General features: G+C 74.7%; 17 protein-coding genes. 9 read left to right on the forward strand and 8 right to left on the reverse strand.

Going from position 1 to position 18,618, the window contains the following annotated elements:
* Positions 1 to 64: 64 nt before the first annotated feature.
* The 3 genes from ACIRST_RS04585 (at position 65) to ACIRST_RS04595 (ending at position 5,106) form a co-directional block, all read left to right on the forward strand.
* Positions 65 to 1,663 carry a 4-coumarate--CoA ligase family protein gene (locus ACIRST_RS04585; protein WP_350525192.1) on the forward strand — a complete coding sequence of 533 codons (1,599 nt, stop codon included), beginning with the start codon at positions 65 to 67 and terminating at the stop codon, positions 1,661 to 1,663.
* An 88-nt stretch (positions 1,664 to 1,751) separates the two neighbouring features.
* Positions 1,752 to 2,372: a TetR/AcrR family transcriptional regulator gene (locus ACIRST_RS04590; protein WP_396553599.1), complete on the forward strand. Its 621-nt coding sequence runs from the start codon at positions 1,752 to 1,754 to the stop codon at positions 2,370 to 2,372.
* Positions 2,373 to 2,520: 148 nt separating this feature from the next.
* Positions 2,521 to 5,106, forward strand: a complete 2,586-nt coding sequence (locus tag ACIRST_RS04595) for a SpoIIE family protein phosphatase (protein WP_402800006.1) — start codon at positions 2,521 to 2,523, stop codon at positions 5,104 to 5,106.
* A 99-nt stretch (positions 5,107 to 5,205) separates the two neighbouring features.
* On the opposite strand, the gene ACIRST_RS04600 is transcribed toward ACIRST_RS04595, so the two are convergent.
* The 8 genes from ACIRST_RS04600 to ACIRST_RS04635 form a co-directional block, all read right to left on the reverse strand.
* Entirely contained in the window at positions 5,206 to 6,828 is a 1,623-nt protein-coding gene (locus tag ACIRST_RS04600; RefSeq protein WP_402800009.1) for an MFS transporter, read from the reverse strand.
* Positions 6,829 to 6,927: 99 nt separating this feature from the next.
* Complete coding sequence (locus ACIRST_RS04605) at positions 6,928 to 7,524, reverse strand: helix-turn-helix domain-containing protein (protein ID WP_350525196.1); 597 nt, start codon at positions 7,522 to 7,524, stop codon at positions 6,928 to 6,930.
* A 190-nt stretch (positions 7,525 to 7,714) separates the two neighbouring features.
* On the reverse strand, positions 7,715 to 8,107 hold the full coding sequence (locus ACIRST_RS04610) for a cell division protein SepF (protein WP_350525197.1): 393 nt from the start codon (positions 8,105 to 8,107) through the stop codon (positions 7,715 to 7,717).
* A gap of 283 nt (positions 8,108 to 8,390) precedes the next feature.
* The gene (locus tag ACIRST_RS04615; protein WP_402800012.1) at positions 8,391 to 8,906 is read right to left on the reverse strand and encodes a DinB family protein; all 516 of its coding nucleotides are present in this window, start codon (positions 8,904 to 8,906) and stop codon (positions 8,391 to 8,393) included.
* 104 nt (positions 8,907 to 9,010) lie between these two features.
* The gene (locus ACIRST_RS04620; protein ID WP_402800014.1) at positions 9,011 to 9,706 is read right to left on the reverse strand and encodes a TVP38/TMEM64 family protein; all 696 of its coding nucleotides are present in this window, start codon (positions 9,704 to 9,706) and stop codon (positions 9,011 to 9,013) included.
* 181 nt (positions 9,707 to 9,887) lie between these two features.
* Positions 9,888 to 10,433, reverse strand: coding sequence for an RICIN domain-containing protein (locus ACIRST_RS04625; RefSeq protein WP_402800016.1), 546 nt, complete (start codon positions 10,431 to 10,433; stop codon positions 9,888 to 9,890).
* 23 nt (positions 10,434 to 10,456) lie between these two features.
* Entirely contained in the window at positions 10,457 to 11,227 is a 771-nt protein-coding gene (locus ACIRST_RS04630) for a dienelactone hydrolase family protein (RefSeq protein ID WP_402800018.1), read from the reverse strand.
* 92 nt (positions 11,228 to 11,319) lie between these two features.
* On the reverse strand, positions 11,320 to 12,561 hold the full coding sequence (locus ACIRST_RS04635; RefSeq protein WP_402800020.1) for an MFS transporter: 1,242 nt from the start codon (positions 12,559 to 12,561) through the stop codon (positions 11,320 to 11,322).
* A gap of 181 nt (positions 12,562 to 12,742) precedes the next feature.
* On the opposite strand from ACIRST_RS04635, the gene ACIRST_RS04640 reads away from it, so the two are divergent.
* From ACIRST_RS04640 to ACIRST_RS04665, 6 genes are all read left to right on the forward strand, one after another.
* Entirely contained in the window at positions 12,743 to 13,933 is a 1,191-nt protein-coding gene (locus ACIRST_RS04640) for an ROK family transcriptional regulator (RefSeq protein ID WP_350525203.1), read from the forward strand.
* A gap of 221 nt (positions 13,934 to 14,154) precedes the next feature.
* Positions 14,155 to 14,571, forward strand: coding sequence for a TOBE domain-containing protein (locus ACIRST_RS04645; protein ID WP_350525204.1), 417 nt, complete (start codon positions 14,155 to 14,157; stop codon positions 14,569 to 14,571).
* Positions 14,572 to 14,612: 41 nt separating this feature from the next.
* Positions 14,613 to 15,350 (forward strand): glycerophosphodiester phosphodiesterase, encoded by a 738-nt coding sequence (locus ACIRST_RS04650; RefSeq protein ID WP_350525205.1) that lies wholly within the window; start codon positions 14,613 to 14,615, stop codon positions 15,348 to 15,350.
* Positions 15,347 to 16,456: a winged helix DNA-binding domain-containing protein gene (locus ACIRST_RS04655; RefSeq protein ID WP_402800023.1), complete on the forward strand. Its 1,110-nt coding sequence runs from the start codon at positions 15,347 to 15,349 to the stop codon at positions 16,454 to 16,456. Before ACIRST_RS04650 ends, ACIRST_RS04655 begins: the two co-directional genes overlap by 4 nt.
* Before the next feature lie 91 nt (positions 16,457 to 16,547).
* Positions 16,548 to 17,630: an AI-2E family transporter gene (locus ACIRST_RS04660; RefSeq protein WP_350525207.1), complete on the forward strand. Its 1,083-nt coding sequence runs from the start codon at positions 16,548 to 16,550 to the stop codon at positions 17,628 to 17,630.
* Between the two features lie 78 nt (positions 17,631 to 17,708).
* A complete protein-coding gene (locus tag ACIRST_RS04665) occupies positions 17,709 to 18,590 on the forward strand; it encodes a virginiamycin B lyase (protein ID WP_402800025.1) in 882 nt (293 codons plus the stop codon).
* Positions 18,591 to 18,618: the final 28 nt, after the last annotated feature.

The raw sequence follows: 18,618 nt of genomic DNA on the forward strand, positions 1-18,618 counted from the left end.
GCTCCTGAACGCGCACCGCACGCAGGTTTAGTTGCCGCGTCAACTTCCTTACTGGAGGCATGCCTTGGTGTTCCGAAGCGAGTTCCCGGACGTCCCCGTGGTCGACCTGCCGGTCCATGACGCGGTCCTCGGCGCCGCGGCCCGGTACGGCGACCGCCCGGCCCTGATCGACGGCCTCACCGGGGAGCACGTCAGCTACGCGCAGCTCGCCGCCGCCGTCGAGCGGGTCGCCGCCGGCCTGGCCGAGCTGGGCGTGCGCCGGGGCGACGTCCTCGCCCTGTTCAGCCCCAACTCGACCGTCTACCCGATGGCCTACTACGGCGCCACCCGGGCCGGCGCCACCGTCACCACGGTGTCCTCCCTGGCCACGCCCGCCGAACTGGCCGGCCAGCTGTGCGACAGCGGCGCCCGCTGGCTGGTCACCGTGTCCCCGTTCCTGCCCACCGCCCGTGCGGCCGCCGAACTGGCGGCCGGGCAGGGCCGCCCGCTGACCGAGATCGTCGTCCTGGACGGCGCGAACGGCCACCGCTCGCTCGCCGACCTGCTCGCCGCGCCCGGCCCCGCCCCCGAGGTCGCCATCGACCCGGGCGAGGACGTCGCCGTGCTGCCCTACTCCAGCGGCACCACCGGCCTGCCCAAGGGCGTCATGCTCACCCACCGCTCGATCGCCACCAACCTCGCCCAGTGCGACGCCCTCTACCGCCCCGCCGAGGGCGAGCGGGTGCTCGCCGTCCTCCCCTTCTTCCACATCTACGGCCTCGCGGCGCTGCTCAACCAGCCGCTGCGCTGCGGCGCCACCGTGGTCGTGCTGCCCCGCTTCGACCTGGAGCAGTTCTGCCGGGCCGTCGAGGAGCACCGGGTGCAGGCCCTGGTGGTGGCGCCGCCGATCGCCCTGGCCCTGGCCAAGCACCCGGCCGTGGACCGGTACGACCTCTCCTCCGTCGAGTACCTGCTGTGCGCCGCCGCCCCGCTCGACCGCGAACTCGCCGACGCCTGCGCCCGGCGCCTCGGCCTGCCGCACCTGCTCCAGGGCTACGGCATGACCGAGCTCTCCCCGGTCACCCACGTGGTCTCCCCCCGGGAGGGCGACCCCCCGCGCGGCTCGGTCGGCCGGATCGTCCCCTCCACCGAACTGCGGGTCACCGCCCTGGACGGCTCCGCCGGGGACCTCGGCGCGGGGGAGCGCGGAGAACTGCTGATCCGCGGCCCCCAGGTGATGAAGGGCTACCTCGGCCGCCCCTCCGCGACCGCCGCCGTGATCGACGCCGACGGCTGGCTGCACACCGGCGACGTCGGCTACGTGGACGAGCGCGGCTACCTGTACATCGTCGACCGGGTCAAGGAACTGATCAAGTACAAGGGCTACCAGGTCGCCCCCGCCGAACTGGAGGCCGTGCTGCTCGGCCACCCCGAGATCGCCGACGCCGCCGTGATCGGCGTGCCGGACGCCGACGGCACCGAGTGCCCCAAGGCCTTCGTGGTCCGCACCCCGGGCAGCGCCCTGACCGCCGAGGAGGTCACCGGATACGTCGCCGGGCTGGTCGCCCCGTACAAGAAGGTCCGCGCGGTGGAGTTCGTGGACGCCGTCCCCAAGTCCGCGGCCGGCAAGATCCTCCGCCGTGAACTGCGCGCCCGCGAGGCCGAGCGCGCCGCCGTCAACTGAGCGGGCGGGCCCCCGCGGACGAAGACCGGTGCCCGTCTGTGAGGATCGACCCACCGCGCCCCCACCGGAACAGGAGCCGCCCGCAGCCATGGCCAGCCACGCCGCCGCCCGCACGCCCCAGCAGGACCGCAGCCGCGCGACCAGGGCCCGGCTGCTCGCGGCGGCCGTGGACTGCCTGGCCGAGCTCGGCTGGAACGGCTCCACCGTCACCGTCGTCGCCGAGCGCGCCGGCGTTTCCCGGGGCGCCGCCCAGCATCACTTCCCGACCCGCGAGGACCTCTTCACCGCGGCCGTCGAGCACGTCACCGCTGAGCGGCTGGCGGCCGTCCGCGCGCACGCGGACGAGCTGCCCGCCGCCGGCCCCGACCGCACCCGCGCCGTGGTCGACATGATCGTCCGCCTCTACACCGGCCCGCTGTTCCGCGCCGCCCTGCACCTGTGGACCGCCGCCGCCACCGAGGAGGCGCTGCGCGAGCGGATCATCGCCCTGGAGGGGCACGTCGGAAGAGAGGCCCACCGGGCCGCCGTGGAGTTCCTGGACGCCGACGAGAGCCGCCCCGGCGTGCGCGAATCGGTGCAGGCCACCCTGGACCTCGCCCGCGGGCTGGGCCTGGCCAACCTGCTCACCGACGACAGCCTCCGACGTTCCGGAGTGATCCGGCAGTGGGCGGGCGTTCTTGAGAGTACGCTGCGCCCGGTACGCCCATGACGCCCGTACATCCGGAGCGGCCGGACAACCCCTGACCAAGGGGTCGCCGGGCGGCTGATGTCCGTGCAGTCTGGAGAAGAACCCCGGCCGGCACGGACCGCGAGGCCCACCCGGCCGGGCACGAGCCGAACCGGGGTGCTGCCTGATCATGCACGGACACGAGTGGGACGCGACCGACGCCGCGCGCACGGCACCGGGCGGCACTCCGGCACGTCCCGAGGGCGGCGGCCACGACGGCGAACGCCACGAGGGCGAACACCCCGGAGGTGAGCACCGCGGGGGTGATCACCACGGGAGTGAGCGCCACGAGGGCGAACACCTCGAAGGCGTACTCCCCGAAGGCCACCGGCTCGTCCCGCTCGCGACGGCCCTGCTCCAGGACGACGGCCTGATCCTGCACTGGAGCGAGGACGCCGAGGCCCTGCTCGGCTACACCAGCGAGGAAGCCGTCGGCAGCTACGCCGCCCAACTGCTCACCGACGGCGGCGACCGCGCCGAGGTGCTGGACCTCTTCGAACGGATCATGACCGGCAGCGGCTGGTCGGGCGTCTTCCCGGTCCGCCACCGCGACGGCCACAAGGTCGACCTGGAGTTCCGCACCTACCCCATCGCCGGCCCGGCCGGCACCCTGCTGCTCCTCGCCACCGCCTCCGACACCCGCGCCCTGCACGCCGTCGAGGCCGACCTCGCGGTGCTGGACGGCATCTTCGGCCGCTCCCCGATAGGGATGGCCGTCTACGACACCGACCTGCGCTACGCCCGGATCAACGAGTCGCTGGCCCGGATGAACGGCGTGCCGGTCGCCGCGCACCTGGGCCGCCGGATATCCGCGGTGCTCCCCGGCATCAACACCGCCGAGATCGAGCAGATCATGCGCCAGGTGCTGCGGACCGGCAAGCCCGTCGTGGACGCCCGTTCGCACGGCCGCGTCCCCGGCGACCCGAAGCGGGACCGCGCCTGGTCCGCCTCCTACTTCCGCCTCGAAGACTCCACCGGCCGGGTCTTCGGCGTCTGCTCCTCGATCATCGACGTCACCGAGCGCTTCCAGGCCGAGGCCCGCGCCTCCCGGGCCCAGGAACGGCTCAGCACCATCGCCGAGGCCACCGCGCGGATCGGCACCACCCTCGACCTCCAGCGCACCGCCGAGGAACTGATCGAGGCCGTCGTCCCCCGGTTCGCCGACTTCGCCACCGTCGACCTGCTGGAGCCGGTGCTGCGCGGCGCCGAGCCCACCCCGATCCCCACCGACCGGACCGTCACCCTGCGCGCCGTCGCCGTCGGGGAGAACTACGAGACCGGGCTCGCGCACGCCGTCGACGTCGTCGGCGAGACCTCCGAGTACGCCCCCGACCGCAGCTACACCCAGTGCCTGCGCAGCGGGAAGCCGCTGCTGCGGGCCCAGGTGGACGAGGAGGTGCTGCGCGGGCTCGTCTCCAGCGAGGACCGGGTGGCCCCCGGGATGGCGGCGGGCATCCACTCCTACCTGATGGTGCCGATCACCGCCCGGGGCATGGTGCTCGGCGGCTCCGAGTTCATCAGGATGCGCAACCCGGAGCCCTTCACGGCCGCCGACGTCGCGCTCGCCGAGGAGCTGGTCGCCCGCACCGCGCTGGCGCTCGACAACGCCCGGCTCTACCGGCGCGAACGGGAGACCGCCCTCACCCTGCAGCGCAGTCTGCTGCCGCAGGAGGTGCACCGCACCCTCGGCCTGGAGATCGCCTACCGCTACCTGCCCAGCAGCGTGGTCAGCGAGGTCGGCGGCGACTGGTTCGACGTCGTTCCGCTGTCCTGCGGGCGGGTCGCCCTGGTGGTCGGCGACGTGATGGGCCACGGCATCCGGGCCGCCGCGACGATGGGCCAGCTGCGCACCGTCGCCCGGACCCTCGCCACCCTGGACATGCCGCCCGAGCAGGTCCTCACCCGGCTGGACGAGACCGCCTCCGGAATCGGCGAGGGCCAGTTCGCCACCTGCATCTGCGCGGTGTACGACCCGCTGGAGCGCACCGTCCAGGTCGCCTCGGCCGGGCACCTGCCACCGGTGCGGGTCGCCCCCGACGGCACCGCCGAGCGGGTCGACGTGCCGCCGGGCGTACCGCTGGGCGTGGGCGGGGTCGCCTTCGAGTCGATCGAGTTCACCATCCCCGAGGGCGGCATGGTCGCGCTCTACACCGACGGCCTGGTCGAGCGGCGCGGCCAGGACCTGGACGACGGGATCGACCTGTTCGCCCGCACGCTCTCCGGGCCCGGCCGGACCCTGGAGGAGAGCTGCGACGCCGTCCTCGCCGCCCTCGTCACCGACGGCACCGAGGACGACATCGCGATGATCATGGCCCGGGTGCTGCCACTGCCCGCCGACCGGATCGCCACCCTCCCGCTCAGCGGCGGCGGCCGGCTGCCCGGCAAGGCCCGCCGCTTCACCCGCGCCACCCTGGAGGCCTGGGGCCTGTCCGCGCTCACCGACTACGCCGAACTGCTCGTCAGCGAGCTGGTGACGAACGCCCTGCTGCACGCCGACGCGCCGCGCCGGCTGCGGCTGTTCCGCGACCGGGTGCTCACCGTCGAGGTCTCCGACGCCGGCGGCCAGACCCCGCAGCTGCGCCCGTTCGCCGAGCAGGACGAGGGCGGACGCGGGATGTTCCTGGTCAGCGAGCTCGCCCAGCGCTGGGGCAGTCGGCTCACCCGGGACGGCAAGGTCGTCTGGGCGGAGCTGGAGCTGCCCTTCGGGGCGAAGTAGCGGCGCCCGACCACGCGGGAACGGCCGCTCCCCTCGGGGGAACGGCCGTTCTACCGAGCTACGGAGGGGGTGTCACGCGCCGGTCCTCGGGAGGGCAGGTCAGGCGTGGACCTTCTCCGCCGCCCCGGCAGGCGCGTCCGCCGCCCCGGCAGGCGCCTCGGCCGGCTCGGTGGGCGCGTCGGCCGCGTCCGCCGTCTCGGCCGGGCTGCCCGCCGCGCCGTCCGGCCCGGCGAGTCCGCGCAGCAGGCGCCAGGCCATCACGGCTGCGCCGACCAGCAGCGCGGCGGCCAGCAGCCCGGCACCGTTCATGCCGCCGACGAAGACCTGCTTCGCGCTCGCCAGCAGCGGCTGCGCCACCTCCGCCGGCAGGCCCTGCGCCACCTCGACCGCCGAGCCGAGCGACTCGCCGGCCCGGGCGGCGGCCACCGGGTCCGTTCCGGCCGGGACGACCAGACCGTTCGCGAAGACCGAGCCGACCACCGAGCCGACCAGGGCGATGCCGAGCGCGGTGCCCAGCTCGTACGCCGTCTCCGAGACCGCCGAGGCGGCACCGGCCTTGTCGGCGGGCGCGGCGCGCAGCACCAGGTCGGCACCGAGCGTGTAGACCACGCCCTCGGCCGTCCCGACCAGCAGGAAGGAGGCGGCCAGCAGCAGGTAGGTGGTGTCCTGCTCCAGCCAGCCGAGGGCGCCGACGCCCAGACCCATCGTCAGCAGACAGGCCGTCAGTGCCGTGCGGGCGCCGAAGCGGCGGGCCACCCGGGCGGTCAGCAGACCGCCGACCACCGAGCCGGCGAAGGCCGGCAGCTCGGCCAGGCCCGCCTGGAGCGGCTGGTAGCCGCGGACCAGCTGCAGGTACTGCGAGACCACGAAGATCACGCCGGAGAGGCCGACCAGGGAGATCAGCGAGGCCGAGACCGCCGCGGTGAACCGGCGGTCGCGGAACAGCCGGACGTCGAGCAGCGGGGTCTCCAGCCGCAGCTGGCGGCGGACGAAGCCGGTCAGCGCGGCGGCGCCCAGCACGAAGGCGACCGGTACGTCCCAGCGGGTCACGCCGTGTGCGGCGGCCTCCTTGATCGCGTACACCACGCCGATCACGCCGGCCATCGACAGCACGACGCTCAGCACGTCCCAGCGGCCCGGCTTCGGGTCCTTGGACTCCGGCAGCAGCCAGGCGCCGAGGCCCAGCAGCAGGAGCAGCACCGGGATGTTCATCAGGAACACCGAGCCCCACCAGAAGTGCTCCAGCAGCACCCCGCCGACCACCGGCCCGAGCGCGGCGCCGGCGGTGGCGGCCGCGCCCCAGATGCCGATCGCGGTGGCCCGCTCCCGGTCGTCCGGGAAGAGGCTGCGGATCAGCGACAGGGTGGACGGCATGATCGTCGCCCCGGCGACGCCGAGCAGCGCGCGGGCCAGGATCAGCCAGCCCGGGCCGGGTGCGTAGGCGGCCAGCAACGAGGCCGCGCCGAAGGCGGCGGAACCGGCCAGCAGCAGCTTCTTGCGGCCGATCCGGTCGCTCAGCGCGCCCATGCTCACCAGCAGGCCGGCGAGCACGAAGGAGTAGGAGTCGCCGATCCAGAGCAGCTGGGTGCCGCTGGGGCGCAGCGTCTCGCTGATCGACGGGATGGCGAGGGACAGGACGGTCGCGTCCAGCGCGACCACGGTCACGGCCAGGACGAGGACGGCGAGGCCGGTCCAGCGCTGGCGGGCGGTCAGGGAACTCATGGCGTATCGGTGTCCGGTCTGCAGTCGGAGGTGCTGCGGTCCGTGGCTGTGGGGTGAGGTGTGGTGGCGCGTGGTGCTGCGGTGCGGGGCGCTGCGGCTTCAGGTGCTGCGGGGTGAGGTGTCGGTGGTGGTGGGAGCCGGGGAGGGGGCGTCCGGTCTACGCAGTGCGCCCCCGAGGAAGAGCTCGGCGAGCGAGAAGGCGGCGTCGCGCGGGGCGAGCCGGCCGTCCTGGATGGACCAGCCGACGCCGGCGACGAGGTCGAAGAAGGCCTCGCTCAGCCAGGCGGCGCTCAGCTCGATGCGGAACACGCCCTGCTGCTGGCCGCGCAGGAAGAGCGCGTGCAGCCGGGCGATCTGGAGCTCCCAGAGGTCGTTGATCTCGTCGTTGTCGTAGAGCTGGTTCTCGCCGGCCAGGAAGGCGCAGAGCATGGCGTCCGGGACGGAGGCGTCCACCAGGCGGCGCAGCGCGGCCTCGGCGTCGCCCTCCTCGACCCCGGCGGTGTCCAGCGCGGCGGCGAACCGGCGCAGGCCGAGCAGGCCGACCTCGCGGATCAGCGCCTCGCGCCCGGGGAAGATCCGGTGCAGCGTGGCGCGGCTGATGCCGGCGGCGCGCGCGATCTCGTCCAGGTGGGCGGTCGGGCGGCGGGAGAGCACGCCGACGGCGGCTTCGAGGACGGTGTCGCGGTCGGTGGCCATGAGTCGAGTGTAGTTCATGTGAGACATGGATGTCTCAGAATTATGTGGAGCGTCTCAAGCGAGCCTCGGATGACCCTCGACCGACCCGCCGACGATCGGGTTCCGGGCAGCAAAAAACCGGGGACGGCGGGTGCCGTCCCCGGTCGGGGGTGCCGCCGCGCCGGGGCGCCGCGGCTCAGCTCTGGTCGGCTCAGCTCTGGTTGTAGAAGCCGGTCTCGTCGAGCGGGCGGTCGATCACCATCACCTCGACGTCGGCCGGGGTGAGCAGGAAGACCCGGCGGGCGATCCGCTCGATGCCGCCCCGGGTGCCGAAGATCAGACCGGAGGCGAAGTCGACCATGCGCTTGGCCTCGGCCTCCGCCATCTCGGTGAGGTCCATGACCACCGGGGTGCTCGCCCGGATGTGCTCACCGACCGTGCGGGCCGCCTCGAAGCCCGTCGGCCGCAGGGAGACGATCTTCGCGGGCGCGGCGACGGACGGCACCGTCTCCTGGTCCACCCACTCGTCGTCGTACACCGCGGCCGGGTAGTTCCCCGAGGGCATCAGCCACCCGTTGTGGTGCTCGTCGCGAAGTGCTCCCATGCCGCGCCTCCCTGTCCCGTCCCGTCTGGTCCCCCGGGGTTGCGTGCCGTTCCTTGACACGTCATCCACTCGTCGGAACTGTCCGAGTATCGCACTGTTCACCGGTCCCGTGCCCGCTCGCGACCCCCGTACGAGTCGTGCCGCGCCGGAAACCCGGGCGGACCCGGGCAAAAAGAGCGGACGCGGCGCAGCGTCGTACGGTTGCGCGCGTAGACCATATCGGTCGCGGTCACCGCTTAATTGACCTTCTGTCAACAATGCGGAAACGATTTCACACGGTGGATCACTCGCCGGTCGAGCCGTCCACCAATTCGCGCAGAAGATCGGCGTGGCCGTTGTGCCGCGCGTACTCCTCGACCATGTGGGCGAGGATCCAGCGGAGCGTCACTTCCTCGCCGCGGCGCGGTCGCTTGCCGACGGTGTCGAGCGGCAGACCGGCGGCCGCGCGGCGGGAGGCCTCGATCTCGGCGCGCCAGGTGGCGACGTCGGCCGCGACGTCGGCGGTGTCGACGTTGTCGAAGTCGCCGTCCGGGTCGGCCTCGGTGCAGTAGTGGCCGCCCTCGACCTCCTCGCCGCGCAGGATGCACTGGAACCAGTACCACTCGACCTCGGCCATGTGCCGGACCAGGCCGAGCAGCGAAAGGTTGGACGGCGGGACGGAGCGCAGGCGCAGCTGGTCGTCGGTCAGCCCCTCGCACTTGAGCGCGAGGGTGTGGCGGTGGTAGTCGAGGAAGGCGGTGAGGGTGGCGGCCTCGTCGGCGGCCATCGGCGGGTCCACCCGCGGATCGATGTCGGTCATGCGGGCCATCCTGGCGCCCGGCCCGGCAGGGGCGCGAACGATTTGTTCCGCCGGTCGGCCGGCCCGTCGACCGCCAGGCGGCCGTGGCCCGGCCCGCCGACCGCTCAGGCGGCCGTCGCCCGGCGACGGGCCCTGGCCGCCCGCCAGAGCCCCGCCGCGCTGCCCAGGCCCAGCAGGGCGATCAGGCCCGCCGACACCAGGAACGCCGCCGAACCGGGCTCGCCCGCGCTGGCGGCCGCCGTCACGTACACGGCCGTGGTCGGCACCGCGCCGATCGCGGTGGCGAGGACGAAGGGCAGTGCGCCGGTCCCGGAGAAGGCGGCGCCGAAGTTGATCGCCTGGAACGGCACGCCGGGCATGAGCCGCAGCACCAGCACGCTGCGGAAGCCCTGCTCGGTGAACCGCCGGTCCAGGGCGGCGAGCACCTTGCCGCGCAGGTGGGGGCGCAGTGCCTCCCGGCCGAGGCCCCGGCCGAGCCCGAAGGCCATGGCGGCGCCCAGGGTGGTGCCGAGCACCGCCATCGCGAGGCCCTGCTGGATGCCGAGCAGCAGCCCGGCCGCCGCGTTCAGCGCCGGCCGGGGCACGAAGGCGAGCGTGCCCACCGCGTACACCAGGGCGAACAGCGGCGCGAACCAGTACCCGGGCATCCGGTCCGCCAGCCCGCCGGAGAGCAGCTCCGTGGGGCTCCACAGCAGCAGCGAGCCGGCCGCCGCGCCGAGCAGTGCGATCAGCAGCGCCAGCCGCCACCAGGCGGAACGCGGGGTGGCGGGGGGCGCGGGGGTGGAACCGTGCTCGGACATCCGCCCGAGCCTAACCGGGCCGACCGGCTCCCGGGCCACCGGGCCGTGCTGCCGCCGGGTGGTGCTGCCGCCGGGTCACCGGGCCGTGGGCCCGCCGGGCCGCAAGGCCGTCGGCGGCCGGGTCGACCGGCCGCCGACGGAACGCGGGATCACGGGATCAGCGGATCACGGGATCACGGGATCAGCTGTACGGGTCCTTCTCGGGGTTGTAGTGCCAGAACTGGTTGGGGGTGCCCTGGTACCCCCACTGGATCACCGGGGTGCCGGGGGTCAGGGAGCCGCCGTAGACGTCGAGGACGAGGCCGCTGTGGGCGTTGACGATGCCGCGCGGGGTGCCGGGGTGGCCGGCCGGCGGGTCGCTCCACTTCTGGTTGCTGCGGCCGTCGCAGGTCCGCTGGTCGGCCTGGGTGCCCCAGGCGGTGCTGCCGTCGGGGATCTCCAGGCACTTGCCGCTGTGCAGGTTGATCCAGCCGTCGGCGGTCTGGGTCCACTTCTGGTAGTCGCCGCCGGTGCAGGTCCCGATCCGGACCAGGGCGCCGTCGGCGGTGCTCCCGTCGGCGATCTCCAGGCAGAGGTTCGGCGGCCCGGCCAGGGGCCGGATCTCGGCGGGGCCGAAGTCGTCCGCGGCCGCGGGGGCCGCCGGGGCGGCGTGGGCGGCTGCGGGGGCGGCGAGGGCGGTGGTGGCGAGGACGGTGGTGGCGGCGGCGAGCCGCGTACGACGGAACATCGGTCGACCTCCGGTGGTGCGGTTCAGCGCGACCGGGCGAGGAACTCCAGCAGACGGTGCCAGGAGTCCCGGGCAGCGCCGAAGTGTTCGACTGCCGACATTTCGAAGAAGTTGTGCGGGGCACCCGGATAGGTGACGAACTCGTGCGGGTGGCCCGCTCCGGTGAGGGCCGCGTCGAAGGCTTCGACCGCGGCGGACGGGATGTGCTCGTCGGCGCCGCCCCAGAAGGCCAGGATCGGGGCGGTGAGGTCGGCGGCGAGCTGGGTGGGCCCCGGGGCCCCGTTGATCGTGTCGGGGTAGCCGTAGTACCCGACCGCGCCGGTCAGGCCGAAGCGCGGTGCGGCGGCGCGGAAGGCCTGGCGGCCGCCGAAGCAGAAGCCTAGCGCGACCACTTCGGCCGGGCCATCCGTGCGCAGTCGCTCCAGGGCGGCGGTGAGGTCGGCGTCCAGGCCCTCGGGGGTGAGCGCGAGCAGGTGGGGGAGCAGGTTCGGCAGTTCGCCGAATTCCGTCGGGCGGTTTTCCGGAAAGGCCCCGGCGGTTCGGCCGTAATAGTCGAGGACGAGCGCCGGGTGCCCCTGTTCGGCGAGCCGTTCGGCGGTCTTCCGGTAGAAGCCGGAAAGGCCCTTGTTGTCCGGGAGGACGAGCACGCCGACCCCGGTGGTGACCTCCGGGCGGGCCAGGAAGGCACCGAACTCGGTGCCGTCCGCGGAGGTCAGGGTGAGCGGTGCGGCTTCGGCCGGGGGCCGGGCGGCGGGGGAGAAGGCGGGCGGGGCGGCGTCCGGGTCGTAGCACACGGGAATCCCTCTCGCGGATCGCGAAAACCGCCGGGCGCGGCTGCGCCCGACGGTCGGTGATGCTAGCGGGGAATTCCTTCCGGAATTCGCCATCATATCGTGGAGAGATCTTTTCCGGAAGGCCTTTCCGATTCCGGTGCGGTCACGTTTTCGTCGGCGGGATTCCGCTCGGCCCGGCGCAGCGCTCCGGCGCTCAGGAGCAGGGCGAGGGCGAGGGCGGTGACCAGGCCGAAGGAGGCGGTCAGCGAGGTGGCCTGGGCGAGGGTGCCGATGACCGCGGGGGCGATCAGGCCGGAGGTGTAGGTGACGGTGGCGACGCCCGCGATGGCCTGGCTGGGGTTGCTGCCGATCCGGCCGGCGGCGGCGAAGGCGAGCGGGACGATGACGGCGATGCCGATGCCGATCAGCGCGAAGCCGGGGATGGCGAGGGCGGGGCGGTCGGCGGCGACCACCAGCAGGCCGCCGACGGTGGCGACGGCGCCGCCGATCCGGGTGGTCCGGACGGCGCCGAGGCGGCGGATCGCGGTGTCCCCGGCGAGGCGGCTGACGGCCATGGTGAGCGAGAAGGCGGTGTAGGAGGCGGCGGCGACGGTGGCCGAGGCGCCGGTGACGTCCCGCAGGTAGACGCCGCTCCAGTCCATCGAGGCGCCCTCGGCGAAGACCGCGCAGAAGCCGACCAGCCCGATCACCAGCGAGCTGCGCGGCGGCAGCGCGAACCGCGGCGGTTCCTGGGCGTCCTCGTGCGCCCGCAGGTCGGGCAGGCCGCGGCAGACCGGCTGGGCGAGCGCGAGCAGGACCAGTGCGGTGACGGCCAGCTGCAGCCGGGCGTCGAGGGCGAGGTGGGCGGCGAGGATGCCGAAGCCGGAGGCCAGCAGGCCGCCGGCGCTCCACATGCCGTGCAGGCCGGACATGATCGAGCGGCCGAGGCGCTCCTCGATCTCCACGCCCTGCGCGTTCATCGCGACGTCCGCCATCCCGGCGGCGGCCCCGTACGCCAGCAGCGCCACGCACAGCAGCGGCAGGGAGGGGGCGAGCGCGGGCAGGGCGAGGGCCAGGCACCAGAGCGAGAGCAGGCCGCGCACCGCGGCCCGGCCGCCGTACCGGTGGACGAATCGGCCGGCCAGCGGCATGGCGAGGGAGGAGCCGATGGCGGGCATGACCAGGGCCAGGCCGAGCTGTCCGGTGGACAGGTCCAGGCGGTCCTGGAGCCACGGGATGCGGGTGACGAAGCTGCCGCTGACGGCGCCGTGCACGCCGAAGACCAGGGCGATGCTCGCCCGGGCCCGGCGCGGGGCGGTCAGCGGTCGCGGCGGTGGCGCGGTGGTGCGGTTCATCGGCGTTCCCTCCCGGTCGCGCGGTGCGGGGCGCGACGGTGCCCTGTGGGTGGCCTTGTCGGTAGTCAAGCGCAGGTGCGCGCAGGACGGGCCGCGCGGCGGAGGCGCGACCGGCCGGCGACGGTTCGATAAACTATCAGGAAGGGACCCTGATAGAAACACTCTGGAAGGATGAGCGGCCATGACCACCGCGCGTACGGCCACGCCGAGCACCGCCCGGGCGATCAACGACCGGCTGGCGCTCAACCTCCTGCTCGAACAGGGCCCCCTGACCGCGACCGAGCTGCGCGACCTCACCGGCCTGTCCCGGCCGACCGTCGCCGACCTGCTCGACCGCCTCCAACGCACCGGCCTGGTGGCCGTCGTCGGCGAACGCGGCGAACAGCGGCGCGGCCCCAACGCCCGGGTCTACGCACTCGTCGCCTCCCGCGCGCACATCGCCGCCTTCGACGTCCGCGCCGGCGGCGTCAGCCTGGTCGTCGCCGACCTCGCCGGGCAGGCCCTCGCCACCGCCGAGATCCCGGTCGAGGGCGCGGGCGGGCCCGGCACCGCCGCGGTGATCACCACGACCCTGCTGGAGACCGCGCGCGGCGCCGGCGTCGAGCGGCTGCACACCGTCGCGGTCGGCGCCCCCGGCCTCGTCGACCCCGCCACCGGGCGGCTGCAGAGCACCGGCAACCTCCCCGCCTGGCACGCCGAACTCCTCGCCGCACTGGAGCAACTGCCCGGCACCGACGTGATCCTGGAGAACGAGGTCAACCTGGCCGGGCGGGCCGAGTACCGGGTCGGCGCCGCGCGCGACCGCGACACCTTCGTACTGATGTGGCTCGGCCACAGCGTCGGCGCCGCCGTCATCCTGGACGGGCGGCTGCGCCGCGGCTTCTCCGGCGGCACCGGCGAGATCTGCTTCCTGCCCGTCCCCGGGACCGTCGGGCTGCCCAGCGCCGACAGCTGCGAGGGCGGCTTCCACGACCTGGTCGGCAGCGCGGCGATCTGCGACCTCGCCCGCGCGCACGGGCTGCCCGCCGCCCCGGCCGGGGACGCCGCCGCGGCCGAGGCCGTCGTCCGGGCGGCGGTCGCACCCGGGGCCGGCGAGGCCGACGGGCGCTTCCTGGACGAACTGGCCGAACGGATCGCCATCGGCGCGGCGAGCGTCTGCGTGGTGCTCGACCCCGGCTGCGTGGTGCTCGGCGGGGAGATCGGCCGGGCCGGCGGCGCCGAACTCGCCGGCCGGGTGGAGCGGCGGCTCGCCCGGCTCTCGCCGCTCAGCACCGAGGTGCGGGCCGGCACGGCGGGCGGCGGCGCGGTGCTCGCCGGGGCGGTGCTGACCGCCGGGGACGCGGTGCGGCGGGACCTCTTCGGCGAGCCGTAGCGCCCGTCCTCGAACCCCCGTCGCCCCGCGGGCGAGGGCCGTAGACGGGCGCCGGGCCGCTCCGCGCACCCGACCCGGCGGCCCTGGCTTTCCCGCCGCCGCACCCGGTACGGCAGGATGGCGGCGGGGCCGCGCACCGCCGGATACCCCGGTGCTCCGAAGCCCCCCGAAGTCCCCGAAGTCCCCCCCGAAGACCTTCGAACCACCGTCAGGAGTCGCTCATGGGCCAGCCCGAGGCGCCGGCCAACCCGTACCGCATCGGAGAGGCCGCGGCGCTGCTCGGCGTCAGCGCCGACACCATGCGGCGCTGGGTGGACGCCGGGCGGCTCGCCGCCACGCGGGACGAGCACGGTCACCGGATCATCCCCGGTGCCGAGCTCGCCGCCTTCGCCCGCGAGCTGGCCCGGCCGGAGAACGCCGAGGCCGAGGGCCGCCCGTCCTCGGCCCGCAACCGCTTCCCGGGGATCGTCACCGACGTGCTGCTCGGCGACGTGGCCGCCCAGGTGGAGATCCAGGCCGGGCCGTTCCGGGTGGTGTCGCTGATCAGCCGGGAGTCGGCGGAGGAGCTGAACCTGGTCCCCGGCGCACCCGCCACGGCGGTCATCAAGTCCACCAACGTGATGATCGAACGGCGCTGACGCCGCACCGACGAGTCCCGGAACCGCAACGAGAGGCCCGGATGCCACACCTGCCGACCACCCCGAGCGCGAGCACCGACCGCCGCCCCCGGGTGCTGGCCGTCGCCCACCGCGGCGACCCCTACCGGTACCGCGAGAACACCCTGCCCTCCGTCGAGTCCGCGCTGGCCGCCGGCGCCGACGCCGTCGAGGTGGACGTCCAGCTCACCCGCGACCGGGTGCCCGTCCTGCTGCACGACCGCACCCTCGAACGGCTCTGGGGAGACCCCCGGTCGATCGACCGGGTCACCACCGAGCAGCTGGACGAGCTGCGGCAGGGCCCGCTCGCCGTCCCCACGCTCGTCGAGGCGATCAAGGCGGTGAGCGGCTTCGACGGCCGCCGGCTGCTCATCGACCTGGACGAGCCCGGCCCGGCCGCCGCGACCTGGTCCGTGGTCACCGAGCTCGGCGCCGAGCGGCTGGTCGCCTTCTGCGGCCCCGTCACCGCCATGCTCGCCGTGCGCGAACAGACCCCGGACGCCGAGATCGCGCTCACCTGGAAGCAGCCGCGGATGCCCGTCCGCACCCTGCTGGACGACCTGCGCCCGCGCTACCTCAACCCGCCGTTCGGCCTGGTCACCCCCGCGTTCACCGCCGCCGCCGCGGACGCCGGGCTCGCCGTCTCCACCTGGACCGCCGACCGGCGCCGCACCATGCGCCGACTGCGGGACACCGGGGTCGCGTCCATCACCACCAACCGGATCGACGTGCTGCGCTCGGTGCTGGACGGCCCACGGTGACGGAGCCGCAGCCGGTGCTCGGCACCCGGGCGCTCGGCCGGGCCCTGCTGGCCCGTCAGCACCTGCTCGCCCGCACCGACCTGACACCCGCCGCGATGGTCCGCCACCTCGGCGGCCTCCAGGCCCAGGCAGCGCCCCAGCCGCCCTACCTCGGGCTGCTCGCCCGGCTCGACGGCTTCACGCCCGAAGCGCTGAGCACCCTGCTGGAGGAACGGGCGGCGGTCCGGATCGCCCTCCAGCGCGGCACCATCCACCTCGTCACCGCCCAGGACTGCCTCACCCTGCGCCCCCTGCTCCAGCCCCTCCTGGACCAGCAGCTGCGCACCACCTACGGCAAGCGGCTCACCGGGCTCGACCCGGCCGCGCTCGCCGCCGAGGCCCGGGAACTGGTCGAGGAACGGCCGCGGACCTTCCAGCAGCTGGGCGCGCTGCTCGCCGGGACCCGCCCGGACCGCGACCCGGCCGCGCTCGCCCAGGCGGCCCGCTGCCTGCTGCCGCTGGTCCAGGTGCCGCCGCGCGGCCTGTGGGGGCGCGGCGGCCCGGCCGCGCACACCACCGCCGAGGCCTGGCTCGGCCGCCCGCTCGACCCGGCGCCCTCCCTCGACGACCTGGTCCTGCGCTACCTCGCCGCCTTCGGTCCGGCCACCGCGGCCGACGTGAAGAAGTGGTGCGGCCTCAGCGGGCTCACCCCGGTGCTGCGCAGGCTCGCGCCGCGGCTGCTGACCTTCCGGGACGAGCAGGGCCGGCTGCTGTACGACCTGCCGGAGGCGCCCCGGCCGGACGGGGACACCTCGGCGCCGGTGCGGCTGGTCGCGCCGTTCGACAACCTGCTGCTCTCGCACGCGGACCGCACCCGGGTGCTGCCCGAGGAGTACCGGGGGCGGGTCATGACGCAGAACGGGATCGTGCTGGGCACGCTGCTGGTGGACGGGCTGGTCGCCGGATCCTGGCGACTGACGGACGGGGAGGGCGTCGTCGTGCAGCCCTTCACGGCGCTGCGGCGGGCCGACCGCCAGGCGGCGGAGGCCGAGGCGCAGCGGGTGCTGGACTTCGCCGGCGGGGGCGCCGGCGGCAGCGGGACCGTACGGGTCGAGGCGGCGGAGTAGCCGGGGCGGGGGCGCAGAACGGGCGGACCGTCACATTCTCTGCTGAGATGGGTCGGTTCGGACCCGAAGACGATCCCCCGCGGAGGTGGCCGTGTCCGTGGAGCGCCCGCCCGGTCCGCAGCCCGACCGCCGCAGGCCGTACCAGATGCTGCCGCCCGCGCTGCGGCAGGCGGCGGCCTGGTCGGCGGCCGTCATCCTGCTGATCGCCGTCGCCTCGCTGGTGGTCTTCGCGCTGGTCGAGCTGCGGGCCGCGACCGTGCCGTTCATCCTGGCGCTGCTCGGCGCCTCACTGCTCTACCCCGTGGTGCCGTGGCTGGTACGACGGGGCGTCGGGCGGGGGCTGGCCGCCGGACTCACCTGCGCGGTGCTGGTCGTCGCCGCCGGCGGGGTGATCGCCCTGCTGGTCAACTCCCTGGTGCACAGCGCCCCGCAGATCGCCGAGGCACTGCCCACGGCCGGGCGGCGGCTGGAGCAGTGGCTGGGCCCGCTGGGGAAGAAGGTCCAGCACGCCCTGAGCAACGCCAAGGGCGAGACCAACTCACTGGTCTCGACCCTGACGAACAGCGTGCTGTCCGGCCTCGGCCTGCTCACCCAGCTGATCACCGGCGGGGTGCTGGCGCTGGCCCTGGTCTTCTTCTTCCTCCGCGACGGCCACCGCACCGGCGAGGCCATCCGCTCCTACCTGCCCGGGCGCAGCGCCGACACCGTCATCGCCTGCGCCGAACGGGCCTTCGAGGCGATGGCCGGCTTCATGCGCGGCACCACGCTGATCGCCCTGATCGACTCGGCCTTCATCACCATCGGCCTGCTCGCCCTGGGCGTGCCCGGCGCGCCCGGCCTCGGCGCACTGGTCTTCATGGGCGCCTACATCCCCTTCGTCGGCGCCTTCCTGTCCGGCACCGTGGCCGTCCTGGTCGCCCTCGCCGACGGGGGCCTCGGCACGGCGCTCTGGGCGCTCGGCGTGGTCCTGACCGTCCAGATGATCGAGGGCAACATCCTGCAGCCGGTCATCCAGAGCCGGACGGTCGAGCTGCACCCGGCCACCATCATGGTCGCCGTGGTCGCCGGTTCGGGCATCGCGGGCATCATCGGCGCCCTGCTCGCCGTCCCGGTCTGCGCGGCGGCCACCGGCGTCGTCTCGGTCCTGCGCGGTCTCCCGGGGCGGGGTGCGTAATCGGCTTGCCGTGGCCGGTCGGGGCGTGGCAGCATCACTAATGCGACCAGGGTCGCGATAGTGCTCGGAGGGGTAGACGTGGAACTGTTCGAGGTGGCGGGCGAGGGTGCCGGGCCGTACGGGGTCGCCGTGGGGGCCGACGGGGCGGTGTGGTTCACGCTGGTGCACGCCGGGGAGATCGGGCGGCTGGCGGCGGACGGCACCGTGGAGCGGTACGGGCTCGGGGCGCCGGAGTGCGGGCCCGCCGTGATCGCGGCCGGCCCCGACGGGGCGATGTGGTTCAGCCGGATGCGCGATCACCGGATCGGGCGGATCGACGCGGACGGGACGGCGAGCTCCTTCGCACTGCCGGGCGAGGGCGCCGGGCCGTACGGGATCGCCGCCGGGCCGGACGGGGCGGTGTGGTTCACCGAGATGACCGCGAACCGGATCGGGCGGATCACCGTGGACGGAGACGTGACGGAGCATCCGCTGCCGGTCCCCGGGGCGTTCCCGTCGCTGATCACCGCCGGGCCGGACGGCGCCCTGTGGTGCACGCTCAACCAGGCGGACGCCGTCGCCCGGATCACCGTGGCGGGCGAAGTGACCGTCCACCGGCTGCCCACCGGCGGCACCGCGCCGGTCGGGATCACCGCCGGGGCGGACGGCGCGCTCTGGTACGTCGGCATCGGCGGCGGGCTGGTCGGGCGGATCACCGTGGACGGAGACGTGACGGAGCACCCGCTGGCCGACCGGGCGGCCAAACCGCACGCGATCGCGGCGGGCCCGGACGGCCGGCTCTGGTTCACCGAGTGGGGCGCCGGCCGGATCGGGGTGCTCACCCCGGACGGGCGGCTCGACGGCCACCCGATCCCGGGCGGGGGCGCCGAGCCGCACGGCATCGCCCTCGGCCCGGACGGCGCGGTGTACGCGGCGCTGGAGCGCGGTCAGATCCTCCGCCTCGACCCCGCCCGGGGCTGACGACACCGTCCGGGGCTGACGACACCGT

The organism is Kitasatospora sp. NPDC101447 (assembly GCF_044767225.1).
Taxonomy (GTDB): domain Bacteria; phylum Actinomycetota; class Actinomycetes; order Streptomycetales; family Streptomycetaceae; genus Kitasatospora.